The 13,460-nt window shown below is 35.6% G+C and carries 13 protein-coding genes; 10 read left to right on the top strand and 3 right to left on the bottom strand.

Annotation, left to right across the window (positions count from 1 at the left end; translation table 11 throughout):
• Nucleotides 1-160: 160 nt before the first annotated feature.
• From LF886_RS12585 to LF886_RS12545, 10 genes are all read left to right on the top strand, one after another.
• The gene (locus LF886_RS12585) at nt 161-736 is read left to right on the top strand and encodes a S1/P1 nuclease (RefSeq protein ID WP_410684820.1); all 576 of its coding nucleotides are present in this window, start codon (nt 161-163) and stop codon (nt 734-736) included.
• Nucleotides 676-951 (top strand): S1/P1 nuclease, encoded by a 276-nt coding sequence (locus LF886_RS24120; protein WP_410684818.1) that lies wholly within the window; start codon nt 676-678, stop codon nt 949-951. The genes LF886_RS12585 and LF886_RS24120 overlap by 61 nt, the downstream gene beginning before the upstream one ends.
• A gap of 332 nt (nt 952-1,283) precedes the next feature.
• The gene (locus tag LF886_RS12580) at nt 1,284-2,150 is read left to right on the top strand and encodes an RNA polymerase sigma factor RpoD/SigA (RefSeq protein ID WP_099767369.1); all 867 of its coding nucleotides are present in this window, start codon (nt 1,284-1,286) and stop codon (nt 2,148-2,150) included.
• Nucleotides 2,151-2,237: 87 nt separating this feature from the next.
• Entirely contained in the window at nt 2,238-2,813 is a 576-nt protein-coding gene (locus tag LF886_RS12575) for an Imm26 family immunity protein (protein ID WP_236849892.1), read from the top strand.
• A gap of 94 nt (nt 2,814-2,907) precedes the next feature.
• Nucleotides 2,908-4,143 carry a hypothetical protein gene (locus LF886_RS12570; protein ID WP_236849891.1) on the top strand — a complete coding sequence of 412 codons (1,236 nt, stop codon included), beginning with the start codon at nt 2,908-2,910 and terminating at the stop codon, nt 4,141-4,143.
• A gap of 8 nt (nt 4,144-4,151) precedes the next feature.
• Nucleotides 4,152-4,952, top strand: a complete 801-nt coding sequence (locus LF886_RS12565) for an alpha-ketoglutarate-dependent dioxygenase AlkB (RefSeq protein ID WP_236849890.1) — start codon at nt 4,152-4,154, stop codon at nt 4,950-4,952.
• A complete protein-coding gene (locus LF886_RS12560) occupies nt 4,936-5,556 on the top strand; it encodes a hypothetical protein (protein WP_236849889.1) in 621 nt (206 codons plus the stop codon). Before LF886_RS12565 ends, LF886_RS12560 begins: the two co-directional genes overlap by 17 nt.
• A 14-nt stretch (nt 5,557-5,570) precedes the next feature.
• Nucleotides 5,571-6,071 carry a GNAT family N-acetyltransferase gene (locus tag LF886_RS12555; protein WP_236849888.1) on the top strand — a complete coding sequence of 167 codons (501 nt, stop codon included), beginning with the start codon at nt 5,571-5,573 and terminating at the stop codon, nt 6,069-6,071.
• A 77-nt stretch (nt 6,072-6,148) separates the two neighbouring features.
• Nucleotides 6,149-7,267 (top strand): FAD-dependent monooxygenase, encoded by a 1,119-nt coding sequence (locus LF886_RS12550; protein WP_236849887.1) that lies wholly within the window; start codon nt 6,149-6,151, stop codon nt 7,265-7,267.
• A 75-nt stretch (nt 7,268-7,342) separates the two neighbouring features.
• The gene (locus LF886_RS12545) at nt 7,343-9,376 is read left to right on the top strand and encodes an alpha/beta hydrolase family protein (protein ID WP_236849886.1); all 2,034 of its coding nucleotides are present in this window, start codon (nt 7,343-7,345) and stop codon (nt 9,374-9,376) included.
• Nucleotides 9,377-9,749: 373 nt separating this feature from the next.
• Here LF886_RS12545 and LF886_RS12540 read toward each other — a convergent pair whose 3' ends face one another.
• The 3 genes from LF886_RS12540 to LF886_RS12530 all read right to left on the bottom strand — a co-directional run bounded on the left by LF886_RS12540 (nt 9,750) and on the right by LF886_RS12530 (nt 13,359).
• Nucleotides 9,750-12,281 (bottom strand): multicopper oxidase domain-containing protein, encoded by a 2,532-nt coding sequence (locus LF886_RS12540; RefSeq protein ID WP_410685632.1) that lies wholly within the window; start codon nt 12,279-12,281, stop codon nt 9,750-9,752.
• A 104-nt stretch (nt 12,282-12,385) separates the two neighbouring features.
• Nucleotides 12,386-12,859, bottom strand: a complete 474-nt coding sequence (locus LF886_RS12535; RefSeq protein WP_109738635.1) for a DUF3347 domain-containing protein — start codon at nt 12,857-12,859, stop codon at nt 12,386-12,388.
• 119 nt (nt 12,860-12,978) lie between these two features.
• On the bottom strand, nt 12,979-13,359 hold the full coding sequence (locus LF886_RS12530) for an HYC_CC_PP family protein (protein ID WP_236849879.1): 381 nt from the start codon (nt 13,357-13,359) through the stop codon (nt 12,979-12,981).
• Nucleotides 13,360-13,460 lie beyond the last annotated feature (101 nt).

Genomic DNA, 13,460 nt, shown 5'->3' with positions numbered 1-13,460 from the left:
TTTCTGTATTTTTCAAAAAACGACCTTTCAAACCTAGGGTAATTACCTCTTTTATTGAGATTAATTTTTATTAATATCATCTTATAGAATAAATTCAGGATAATGCATGCTCATTTCGAAAGTGGGCCGTATCTTTGCAGACTGAAAATTGTTATTCAAAATGAAAAGTATTTATTTTAAAATTCTGATTTTAGCATTCATGGCCTCTTCACTTTATTCTTATGCGTGGGGATTAACGGGACACAGGGTTATTGCAGACATTGCAGAAAACCATCTTTCCCGCAAGGCGAGAAGAGAAATTAAAAAAATGATGGGAAGAGAACGTCTGGCTTACTGGGCAAACTGGCCGGATTTTATCAAATCTGATACAACAGGTGCATGGAAGCAGGCTTCATCGTGGCATTATGTAAACATTGATCCACAGACTGACTTTAAAGCTTTTGAACAAAACTTAAAAGCACAGGCAGGGCCAAGCCTTTATACACAGGTAAACACACTGTCTAGCCAGATCAAAGACAAAAACACTTCTGAAAAGGACAGAAAAATTGCTTTAATCTTCCTTATCCATATTATGGGAGACCTGGCACAGCCTCTACACGTAGGAAGAGCGGAAGATTTGGGTGGAAACAAGATCAATGTTACTTATTTCGGGGAAAAAACCAATTTACACTCAGTTTGGGACGGAAAATTGGTAGACTCTCAAAATACAGCTACACAGAATATTCTAAGCTTTTAGACATTAAATCTAAAGAAGAAGTAGCACAGATCCAGTCCGGAACATTAGAAGATTGGTTATATGATTCTCATAAAATTGCCAACAAAATCTATGCACAGACTCCTAACGATTCTAAACTATCTTACGACTACCAGTATAAGTTCAACGATACGATGGAAAGACAGCTTCTATACGGAGGATTGAGACTGGCAAAAGTTTTAAACGAACTTTTTTAGTTGAAAATTATTTTAAAATAATATAAAAAAAACGGGACTTCGGTTTCGTTTTTTTTTGTTTAAAGTATGAGTTTTAAAGTCTAATCATTATAAATACTTGATTTCATTTATAACAAAGTATCCCGAATATTAATTCTTTTATCATTAAAAAACATTTTAAACTTCAATAAAAAACAACGCCAACGCGCTTATTATCAAACAATTAAAAAGCCTTATAAAAACATTAACACATTTTATAGTATACATTGTAGAAAAAAGATTCTACCTCGTGTAACCTTTTTACCTTTTCATACGTATATATTATAGTAACTCTTTTTTTGAGGATAAAATAAATGAGACAATTAAAAATCACTAAGCAGGTTACCAACAGGGAAACTGCTTCATTAGACAAGTATTTGCAGGAAATTGGTAAAGTGGAACTGATCACTGCGGACGAAGAAGTAGAATTGGCACAAAAAATACGTGCTGGCGATAGAGCCGCACTGGAGAAATTAATCAAAGCCAACCTTCGTTTCGTAGTTTCTGTATCTAAGCAATACCAAAATCAAGGTCTTTCTTTACCCGATTTGATCAATGAAGGTAACTTAGGACTCATGAAAGCGGCAAAAAGGTACGATGAAACTAGAGGTTTCAAATTTATCTCTTATGCAGTATGGTGGATCCGTCAATCAATTTTACAGGCATTGGCTGAGCAGTCAAGAATTGTAAGACTACCATTGAACAAAATTGGTTCTATCAACAAAATCAATAAAGCATACGCTCACCTTGAGCAGGAAAATGAAAGACCACCTTCTCCGGAAGAATTGGCTGAAGTTCTTGACATGAGCGAGGAAGATATTAAAGAATCAATGAAAAACTCCGGAAGACACCTGTCTATGGATGCGCCTTTAGTAGAAGGTGAAGATTCTAATCTTTATGATGTATTGCGTTCAGGAGAATCTCCAAGTCCAGATAAAGATCTGATGCTTGAATCTCTACAAATCGAGATCGAAAGAGCATTAAATACTTTGACGCCAAGAGAGGCTGATTTAGTAAGATTATACTTCGGACTGAACGGAAAACACCCAATGACTTTAGAAGAAATTGGTGAAACTTTCGATCTTACAAGAGAGAGAGTTCGTCAGATCAAAGAAAAAGCAATTAAGAGACTAAAACACAATACCAGAAGCAAGATCCTTAAATCTTATCTAGGTAAATAATTTTAGCGTAAAAAATTTTATACGGAGTCTGTTTTCAGGCTCCGTTTTTTTATAAATATCCAGATAGTACTATTAAAATATTGTATAATGAAGTCATTAATGAAGCCAAAACCAGGGGATCTGTTTTATATTCCTTCTATCAGCCAATCGAATGAAAATGGATTTGTTATTGCCCGTTATATTGAATTTATTAAACCCAATTTAGGTCATCTTATTGAGGTTTTTGACCATTTTTACACCGAGCCTCCAAAAAATATTTCTGATGTAGATACAAGTAAAAGATTATTCCAGCCCATATTTTGCAGTATGCGCTTCGCAGCAGGTATTCCAAGATGGAAAATACTGTTCAGTAATCCTGAATATGATAAATCTGAGTCAAATTATAAGGACATTACTTTCGTATTTGATAGAAGTCTCTGGGTCGGCGGTGAAACGAAAGGAATAAAAACTGATGAAATGCAAAACATTGAGCCTTCTATTTGCTGGCGTATGGACCATATGATCTTTAGAGTATTAAATCATTTAAAAGGATTCCTGTCTAACGATGAAGTTATGGACTATGACAAGATACCTATGGAATACAGACAGGATAATGAGATAGCTCAGAAAAGAGTAAACGAGATAGCAGAAATAATGCATGACAAATTTAAAAGCTGGGGATAAAGGGTTGAATAATCTAAACTCTATTTCATATGTTTTTGTAACAAACCTAAAAATATTTTCAACTAATACCCTATAATACCTTATTAAAAAAACAATGACTATTCTATCATTTGAAAATAAAATTATTCATGACAAAAATATTCTTGTTGTTTTGCAGCATGATAAAGATATCAATCCGGAACTTCAATATTTAATTGATCATTTTTGCGGATCGGTTGTCAATAGATTTTCTGATATAAACATTAAAAATGTAAGCAGTAAAAAAATCTATATTTGCGGGGATCTCAAGAGCCTTGAAGAAAATACTTTATATTTATCCGTTATAAAAGAGCTTTCGGTGAATTATGAAAATTATCCTGAAAACCTTTTAAAAACAGTAAGTTTAGGAGAAGTTCCTATTATTATCAGCAATGCCGGAGTTTATTACAGAAAACTCTTTGGTGATGACTACAGTTTCGATACCATTAAATCTCAACACGACTTTCAAGAATTAACAGAGTCTAACAAAGAAACTAAAGCTTTCAGAAAAGGAATTTATCTGAGTAAAGTTACCAAAGAAATTACTGAGGAAGGAAAAGAAGCTTTTCATTACAACCTTTTACGATGTTCAAGCAATTTAACAGGCCCTACTGATAATTTCCGCGATGTAGATACTCAGATTATCAATCTTTTGAATGAATGTGTACAGGATACATTTGAGTATAGAACAGATATGAATCATGCTCTTGTCCAGATTTATGAAAATAAACAGAAAACAACTGATTCTGACAAGGAAGTAAAAGCCAAAATCAAAGCCCATTCCGACAAGACCAAAGATATGCCTAAAGAAGGACTTATTGCGTTTTGTACGTTTTATGATCATTCAAATATAGAACAATTAAAGCCATCAGCTACTGACAGGTTCGACTGGTGTTATAAACAGACAAGTGCTTTAACAAGACTTCATTTTAGGCTAAAAAAAACGGTTGAGGATGATTCACTGGAAAAAGAATTCACTGTTACTTTATACCCAAATTCTGCATTTTTTATTCCACTTTCTACTAACAGGCTGTATACTCATGAAATCAGACCTTCAGCTTTGGGTGTTAACCAAATCCCGATAAGAATGGGATATGTAGTTCGTTGCTCTAATGTGGAAGCGATGCATACCAATAATCAGACCTATATAAAAGAAAATGGCCACTATATTAAGCTTGAAGAGATGACTCCGGAACTTCGTGAAGAGCTAAGAAGTTCTTATTACGAAGAAAACAGTACTGAAAACATGATAGAATATGGCAAAGTTCATTTCAGTATGAACTCAGGAGATTATGAAAAACCTATATTTTAATAGAAAGAATGAATAGAACTGAGTTTCAAAAAATACGGCTTCCCTTAGACAGCAATATGTTTATGAATTTATTCCATTCTGTTGATTTTGAGTCAACAGGAAAAGGAAGACTTGGAAATCATCTGGTAAAAGTAGAAGGTAAGTATATCTCAATTGTAAGAACCACTACCCGATATCATATTCCGGCAGCTGCATTTTCGGAAATTCATGAGAAACTTGTTGAACAAATTAATGCGACTCTTTTATCTGAAAATACAGAAATACCTGTACAGTATTTTGACAATGCGTTAATTGAAGTTTATGATTCTACCTACTCCAAGATGAGTTTTCATTCTGACCAGGCTTTAGACCTAGAAAATAATTCTTTTATAGGACTTTTTTCATGTTATGAGCAGCCGGACGAATTAGAAGATTTTCAGTTGAGAAAGCTTATAGTGAAAGATAAAATAACAGATGAAGAATTTGAAATTATTTTACATCATAACTCTGTTGTTTTATTTTCTGTGGAAACCAATAAAAAATTTCAACATAAGATTATCCTGAATTCAACCCATGATCAAAAAAAGACTGTTAATGATAATAAATGGCTGGGAATTACCTTCCGAAAATCGAAAACATCTATTCAGTTTAATAATGAAAAACCTCATTTTTCTTCCGGAGAAGTATTAACATTAGCTGATAAAGAGCAGGAATCAGATTTTTTTAAGCTCAGAGGTCAGGAAAACAGATCATTGGATTTCGTTTATCCCCATCTGTTGTATACAATAAGCCAGGGAGATCTGATTCCTCCTGTTGAGAAAAAATATTAAAAAACAAACACGTATGAAAAAAATACTTTTCGCCTCTGCCCTGGCATTATCTGTACTTTCCTGTAGAGAAAACAAATCGCAAAATCATGATATTGTTGAGAAAGCTGCTGAGAACACAGAATCCAGTATGCCAATAAAGAGACTTAGCAAAACCCAAGATATATTTAATGGCATTTATTATGAGAAAATAAAAAATGATGATGCACTAAAGAAAATGGATGAAAAAATTTCTTTAATGCAAGAAAATGCCCGCAAAATGCAAAGTATATATAATACTATTATTGCTAATTCCGAAGATTATTATCTGATTGCGGAAAGCGAGGCAAAAGCGATTAACGATTCGGTTTTAAGAAAGGAAATGATGAACCTTGTCAAAGAAAGTTCAGATAAATATTATTTGAAAATTCAAAAAATAAAAGAGCTTAAACATGCAATAAGCCGCAATAAACAGAGCATTTATAGTTTGTATTCTGCATTCAAAATCAGAAAAACGCTTCCGGAAATTGAAAAATATCAGAATGCTCATCTTTTGAAAACGGACAGCCTCACTCAATTCATCAATAAGCAGAATACACTGCTGGAAGAACTGAAAAAATTAAAATAAATACACTACACCTCATGAAATATACTACAAAATGGCTTACGGATAAAACACGCGTAGCAGAACTGGTAGACTTTTTTATTACTCATAAAACAGATTCATACATCTCCCATAGTGAAATCATGTATGGAAGAGCTTTAGATTCTAATCATTGGAATCCTGATGTCAGAGCTGTATTCACAGAGCAGCTTATGAACGATTATGACTATAATGAAGCTTCAAAATTGAATATTTTAATTGCAGAAAATGAAAACGGGGATATTGTAGGGATGCTTGTTTTCAATGTGATCAACAGCCCTTTTAAAAAGTATGCGATTTTAGAGGATATGCTTTTGAACCAGTCTATAAGAGGTCAATCTCTTGGAAGCAAACTTTTGGAGGAAGCCCTTCTTGAGTCCAAAAACTGGAATATCAGTTTTATCTTGCTGGAAAGCGGAGTCAACAATCATGGAGCTCATAACTTTTTTAGTAAATATGGCTTTAAAAAGGTATCGGAAAGCTATATTTTAACGTTATAAATTAAAATAATAGAGTGAAATTGTATCAAATATAAAAATTTCAGCGCCTTACAGCGGACAACAAAAACCAAATCTTTATGAACACCATTTCAATCATCGGAGCCGGAATCGGAGGACTTACCCTCGGAAATATACTGAAACAGCATCAGTATGATTTCACGATCTATGAAGCTGCTCCTGAAATAAAACCTGTAGGAGCCGGAATCATGATGGCGGTCAATGCGATGCAGGTTTTTGATCAATTGGGTTTAAAAGAGAAGATTGAAAATGCAGGAAATAAAGTTCATAGAATTGTTATCGCCAATGAATCTTTACAACCTATCTCCAAAACGGAAATTCTGGAACTGGAAGCGCAGTACAACTCCTGCAATGTTGCCATTCACCGGGCAGAGCTTCAAAGAATTCTGGCTGAAAACCTATCTCCTGATGCCATTCAGCTCAATCATTCATTACAAAAAATAGAAAAGAGAGAGCACTATATTCTGGATTTTGAAAACGGAAATCATATTGAAAGTCAGATCGTTTTTGGAGCTGATGGTATAAAATCCCCTATCCGGAATCAGATTTTAAAAACAGGAACGATCAGGAATTCAGGTCAGAAATGCTGGCGTGGTCTGCTGGATTTCGATCTGCCTGAAAGACATCATCAGGAAGCTTTTGAAATGTGGGGAAAGGGAAAACGTTTCGGATTTGTGAAAATTTCTGACAAAAAAGTGTATTGGTATGCCTGTGTCAATGAGAAAAGTTTCGGGAAATCTACTGAAATCGCGGATATTTTCAATGATTTTGATTCCTTAGTTTTACAACTTATTGAAGCTACAGTAAGCGAAAATATTATTTGTAACACCATTTCCGACCTCGCTCCTATTCCCCAATGGTATTCTGAAAATCTATGCCTGATCGGAGATGCCGCCCATGCAACAACTCCCAATATGGGGCAAGGTGCCTGCCAGGCTATTGAAGACGCTTATATTATTGGCAAGCTGCTGGAAAAGAGTCAGGATTTCAATACCATTTTTAAAACGTTTCAAAGCATCAGACGAAAAAAAGTAGATTATATTGTCAATACAAGCCGGACTATCGGAAAGGTTTCTCAATGGGAAAGAGGAAATTCTCTTCGTAATTTTCTGATGGGCTTAATTCCGGAAAGTATGAATCAAAAAATGGCTAAAAAGATTATAAAACTGGAAATGTAGAGATTACGTTTTTAAGAAAAGATAAAATGTAAAAAATTATATTCAATTTATTAATAACAACTAAATCAAAAAAACATGAAAAAAATCTTTTATGTATTGCTCTTATTCATAGGAGTTCATACAGCACGAGCACAAGAAGTCCCGGTACTGGACAGAGGTCTATTCTTTGGAAACCCGGAAATTGCCGGAGGACAGCTGAGCCCGGATGGAAAATGGATCTCCTTTACAAAAGAATACGGAGGCATCATGAATATATGGGTGAAAAAAATTGATGAACCTTTTGAAAAAGCCCGCCCATTAACGGATAGTAAACGACCGATGAGCGGATATTTCTGGTCAGAAGACGGGAAGTATATTCTTTACGTAAAAGATGGTAACGGGGATGAAAACATGAATATTTTCGCTGTAGACCCCATGGCAAAAGTAACGAGTGGAGTTCCTGAGTCTAGAAATATAACCCCTCTTAAAGATGTAACCGCCCAAATCTACATGGTAAGCAGAAAAAATCCTGACTTATTGATGATTGGGCTAAACAACCGTGATAAAGCGTGGCATGATTTATATTCATTGAAAATTTCTACAGGCGAGCTGAAAAAGATTTTTGAAAATACAGACCGTATCACAAGTTATGAGTTTGACTGGGATGAAAAATTGAGAGTGTTGTCCAAAACGGATGATAAAGGGACTACCCAGTTTTTTTATAAAGAAGGAGATAAACTTACCCCTATTTATGAGACTTTAGTAACGGAAAGTGCTTATATCTCGAACTGGAATGAAGATAATTCTAAATTCTATCTGGTAACCAACAAAGGGAATCTTGACAAATCTACATTGTTCCTGATGGATCCAAAAACCAAGCAGATCACAAAAATAGAAAGCGATCCCAAAGATAAAGTAGATTTTGGAGGGCTGTCCCTAGACAGAAATACCAGAAAGATGATCTATACCTCTTACACAGGAGATAAAACAGAATACTACTGGAAAGATAAAACATGGGAAGCTAATTATAAATTTCTGCAAAGTAAATTCCCGGGAAGAGAAGTTAATTTTTCAAGCTCAACCAATGATTATTCTAAATTCTTAGTTGGTGTTGGAGGTGATAAATATGCGTCCGAAGCGTATTTCTTTGATGCAAAAACCAAACAGCTGATTTTTCAGTATACTCCAAGAACAGAATTGAAGAAAGTTGAAAAGTATCTGGCTGCCATGACACCTATTACTTATAAAAGCAGTGACGGACTTGAAATTCCGGCATACCTGACATTACCTGTGGGATCAACCGGAAAAAATGTTCCTGTAGTAGTTCTGGTTCACGGGGGTCCAAAAGGTCCAAGAGATTACTGGGGATACAACTCAACAGTACAATTTCTAGCCAACAGAGGATATGCCGTATTACAGCCTAACTTCAGAGCGAGTGGCGGATATGGTAAAAAGTTCCAGAATGGCGGAGATCTTCAGTGGGGAAAACTGATGCAGGATGATATTACATGGGGCGTAAAATATCTTATTGATCAAGGAATTGCAGACAAAAACAAAGTCGTTATCATGGGAGGAAGCTATGGTGGATATGCAACACTGGCTGGGTTAGCCTTCACGCCTGATGTATATGCTGCCGGCGTAGATATCGTAGGACCAAGCAACCTGTTTACTCTATTGGATTCTGTTCCTGCTTACTGGGAAGCTGCACGCGCCTTCCTATATGGTATGGTAGGTGATCCTAAAACTGAAGAAGGTAAAAAGTTAATGCATGCTGCAAGCCCGTTATTTAGCGTAGATAAAATCAACAAACCTTTGTTGATCGTTCAGGGCGCTAATGATCCAAGGGTAAAACAGGCTGAAGCAGATCAGATTGTAATTGCTCTTCGTGATAAAGGTAAAAAGGTAAATTACATCCTTGCCGATGATGAAGGCCACGGATTCCGTAAGCCAGTGAACAGCATGGCGATGTATGCCGAAACAGAGAAATTCCTTTCAGAAGTAATTGGAGGAAGATATCAGAAAGAAATGCCTGAAAATGTGGCAAAACGTCTGAAGGAAATGACTGTTGATATTTCAAAAGTGACCTATACACCAGCAAAAACTGAAAAGCCAGCAGGAGCTTCTAAATAAAGTACTTGTATCAATTATATAAAGCCATCTCATGAAAATGAGGTGGATTTTTGTTTTAACTAGATAAATGTAAAAGTAATAGGTAAGCAGATATAATGACAATTTGCAGGAAAGTATTAAAAACGCAAAGGTTTCATTTTTAATCTGTAATATTTTAAGTGAGCAAAGATAGAATCAATTTCATTGATTTTTCTAAGCGAATGTATTACTTTAAAGCTTCATCAGCGACAAAGTCTCAGTTCTTTGCCTTCTAAAATTAAGCATTGGAATCACCTATTCTTTGCGTTCACAAAAAAGTTTCCCTATGGCTACCATTTATCTGAGCAAAAAAGCTGCCTCAGTGAGACAGCTTTTTAATATAATTTATTTTTATTTAATAGGTTAAAGTAACACCTGCACCCCAGCCCATTTCATTATCATAATTTCCGGAAAGCGAAAACCATTTCTGAACGATATATCGTATTCCGGTAGAAAATTCGCCATCGGAGTTTACACTGAAGTTTCCTCTCAACCTTCTGGAAAGTGGAATATCTTCTCTGCTCAGCTCTAAGAGTACTTTTCCGTTTTGGTCGACACTTGCATCAGCGGTAATCAACATAGGTAATACATACTGCATCCCCACCATAAAAGCAAATTTGTTTTTTGAAGCTTTCTGTTGTCCAAACCAGGTCTTTTTACCATGAAAATCCGTTCCCATATCTTCAGCCATCTGTCTCTCCATGATTTCATGATTTTTCTGAACTCTGATTCCTGCATAAGGAAGCGCCCATTGAAATTTTCCTAAGAATCGTCCTACTTTTGCACTTCCTTCAAAGTGATCAAAATTCCAGTTGGAATGAAACTCATTCAGGTTGGCCCATCTTGGTCCGAACATCGTCATGGTTTCTGCATGAATCTTATTGCTTGCTACATCCAGCATGGCCATAGAACTGGTCATTTTATTATCCTGTATAAAGTTTTTCCAGGCCAGTTTTCTGTTCGGAAGCTGTGGATTGGGTTTAGAGTTTTCATAACTGAAGATTCTTCCCATTCCCGCCATCATATGGTATAAAATATGACAGTGGAAAAACCAGTCACCATCCTGATTAGCTGCAAATTCTATTGTTACCGTTTCCATAGGCATGATATCCACTACGTTTTTCAATGGTGAATACTCTCCTTTTGAATTGATTAATCTGAAATCATGACCGTGAAGATGCATTGGGTGGCGCATCATCGAATTGTTATACATTTTAATTCTAAGAACTTCTCCTTTTTTGATCAGAATTTTATCTGTTTCCGTTACGGTTTTATTATCCAGTGTCCACAGATAATGGTTCATATTTCCTTCCAGCGTAAATTTCATTTCACGAATACTGTCTGTTGGAAGAATTGTTTTCTCAGGAGACTTTAAAATATTGTAAGACAATCTTTTGATCGTTTTTTCCTCTTTCATATCCATTCCGGAATGTTGAGAATGATCTTCACTTTTATCATCTTTTGTTTTTACTCCCATCATCTCATTGATATGCTTTGCCGTAGTTTTTCTCTGGTTTTCAGATAATTCCGGATACATTACTTCGTTCATATCCATCATCTGATTTCCCATCGTCATATTCATTGGCTTCATATTCCCACTCATTTCCATCATTCCGTTCATCATTTTCATTCCTTCAAAAAGCATTAATCTTGGAAGATTGGGAGCTTCTACCTTTTCACCGGAACCCAGCCAAAGGGAAGCATGTCCTATTCTGTCTTCTGAAGTCGCTCTGAATTCAAAGCTTTTATTTTCAGGAATAGTAACCTCAATATCATAGGTTTCGGAAACCCCAACAATCAAACGGTCAACTTCTACCGGAACCACATCATTCCCATCATTTCCTACCACTTTGATCTTTCCACCTCCATAATTCAGCCAGAAATAAGTGGAGGAACCTCCGTTTGCCACTCTTAATCTTACTTTATCCCCAGGTTTTAAATTGGAATAATCTGAACTGGGAGCACCATTGATCAAAAATTTGTCATAATAGACATCACTCACATCCATAGCTTCCATCCTTTTCCATTCATTCAGAGCTTTTGTCCCGAAGTTTCCAGACTTAATGGCTTCCCAATAACTTTGTACGGCATTTTTCTTTACAGCATACCAGTCTGTATTGGCCATATGAAGCCTTCTGGCAATCTGCATCGGGTCATCATCACTCCAATCTCCCAGCAATACAGGAATCTCAGCGTTATATTCTGTTTTAGGCTCGCCTTCTCTTTTTTTGAAAACCAGAATCCCATTCATTCCAATCTGTTCCTGAAGCGCTTCATGGGAATGATACCAATACGTTCCGTTTTGGGAAACTCTGAATTTGTATAAATGGGTTTCTCCCGGCATTACGGGTTTTGTGGTAAGGAACGGAACGCCATCCTGTTCATTCGGAAGAATTACTCCGTGCCAGTGCAGTCCTGTTTTTTCCTTCAGCATATTGTGCAGGTAAATTTCAGCTGTATCTCCTTCTGTAAAATATAAAGTCGGAGCCTGAAGTTTCCCGTTGATCGCTATCGCTCTCCTGTTTTTCCCTGTAAAATTGACAATGGTATCTTTTACATACAGGTCATAGCGAACTTTTTTTCCTCCGAAGGTTATTCTTCCGTTTTCGGAGTTCCTTCTTAAAACAGATTTTTCTTCTTTTGGATTTTCAGCTTCTTTTTTCTCACTTTTATCCTTATTTATTTTTGTTTCTGAGAGTTTTGTCTCTGTGTTAGATATAGATTTCGCTTTTGGTTTTAAGACAACAGTTTTCTCCTCCAGAGTCATTCCGCATTTCGGGCAGTCTCCAGGTTTAGAGGACACCACTTCAGGGTGCATCGGACAGGTATAAAATGTTTTTGTAGTTTGTGCGAAAGTAAATACAGAGAACAAAAGTACCAGAAACATTATAAGCTTTTTCATAATATTTCGAACTTTTTAGAAGTTGCACAGCTTAAAGTTAATTATACATTAAACTATGCAACTCATTATTTTAAAGAATAATACGGTAATTATTTAATTTCCGACTTTACACTTCCACAAGTAAGCATAGACTTCCCGTAATATGGATTAGCAATCTGTTTTTCATCGCTTAACCAGCTTCCGTCTGCCATTGGACAATATTGAACATAGACTGGTTTCTCAGAAAGTTTAAACTGCTTAGTCAAAGCAATCATATTGTCTGAAAGATTTAAAAACGTTTCTCTCTGTGCGGCAACATTTCTTGCTTCAGAAATAACAGAAGCATCTTTTCTGAGAACATTAAGATTGCCCTCAGAAACTACTTTGTAATCGATAACAGATGCTGTTTTAATGAATTCTGTTGCTGCCTTTGAAGTTTTGTCAGCATCATCTGAAGCTAAGGCCGATTTGATCGCGATATAGTTCTGATACAGTTTAGAAACCTGAGCATCCTTTTTAGATTGTGCTGATAGTGAAATAATTGAAAATAAAGAGAAAGCTGCTGTGATGATATATTTTTTCATTGTTTTAAATTTTAGAATTAAGTTTTTTAATAAAGAATGGGTGATGCATCAGAAAATGCATCAGGACATGCCGTTCACAACAGTATACAATTGATGATACCAGAAACGACTGACGGATTCTAAATTCTAAAATTACAATGATTGATGTAGATCGGTACCTGCTGATATTCAGGCGGTGCATTGATCTGGATTTGAGTAAACTTGGTGGCCGAAAAAGACTTATCAACAACAGCAACCTGATGTCTCACCGGAATTTCTGAAATCTGACTTAAAAAATCAATTTTCAGGAAATCAGACTTCTGGGAATCATCTACTTTTACTATTTTGATCTCTGTTTTGCAGCATCCTTTTTTCTCTTTAACGCCACATTTAGCACAGATATCACTTGTTTTCTGGCTCACAGAAACAAGTTCTTTCATGCAATAATGAATGCTAAAAGCCGCTCCGGAAGAAAAACCGAAGTAGAAAATAGAAAACAATATGGCAAGAATCTTTTTCATTGATAGGACAAATTTAAAAATATCTATGACAGCATTGTTATAAAATTTGGTAATGTTGTTATAAAATTCAGGAAAATAAAAAGCTCCCGAATTTTCCGGAA

Source organism: Chryseobacterium sp. MEBOG07, from assembly GCF_021869745.1.
Taxonomy (GTDB): Bacteria; Bacteroidota; Bacteroidia; order Flavobacteriales; family Weeksellaceae; genus Chryseobacterium; species Chryseobacterium viscerum.
Note: the sequence above shows the minus strand (reverse complement) of the source record. Positions and strands in the feature narration are given on the sequence as shown.

Coding starts and splice junctions, on each gene's coding strand:
- LF886_RS12535 (WP_109738635.1), bottom strand. CDS start 12,859: ATGAAAAAATATATCATCACAGCAGCTTTCTCTTTATTTTCAATTATT.
- LF886_RS12555 (WP_236849888.1), top strand. CDS start 5,571: ATGAAATATACTACAAAATGGCTTACGGATAAAACACGCGTAGCAGAA.
- LF886_RS12575 (WP_236849892.1), top strand. CDS start 2,238: ATGAAGTCATTAATGAAGCCAAAACCAGGGGATCTGTTTTATATTCCT.
- LF886_RS12585 (WP_410684820.1), top strand. CDS start 161: ATGAAAAGTATTTATTTTAAAATTCTGATTTTAGCATTCATGGCCTCT.
- LF886_RS12545 (WP_236849886.1), top strand. CDS start 7,343: ATGAAAAAAATCTTTTATGTATTGCTCTTATTCATAGGAGTTCATACA.
- LF886_RS12530 (WP_236849879.1), bottom strand. CDS start 13,359: ATGAAAAAGATTCTTGCCATATTGTTTTCTATTTTCTACTTCGGTTTT.
- LF886_RS12570 (WP_236849891.1), top strand. CDS start 2,908: ATGACTATTCTATCATTTGAAAATAAAATTATTCATGACAAAAATATT.
- LF886_RS12540 (WP_410685632.1), bottom strand. CDS start 12,281: ATGTTTCTGGTACTTTTGTTCTCTGTATTTACTTTCGCACAAACTACA.
- LF886_RS12565 (WP_236849890.1), top strand. CDS start 4,152: ATGAATAGAACTGAGTTTCAAAAAATACGGCTTCCCTTAGACAGCAAT.
- LF886_RS12580 (WP_099767369.1), top strand. CDS start 1,284: ATGAGACAATTAAAAATCACTAAGCAGGTTACCAACAGGGAAACTGCT.
- LF886_RS12550 (WP_236849887.1), top strand. CDS start 6,149: ATGAACACCATTTCAATCATCGGAGCCGGAATCGGAGGACTTACCCTC.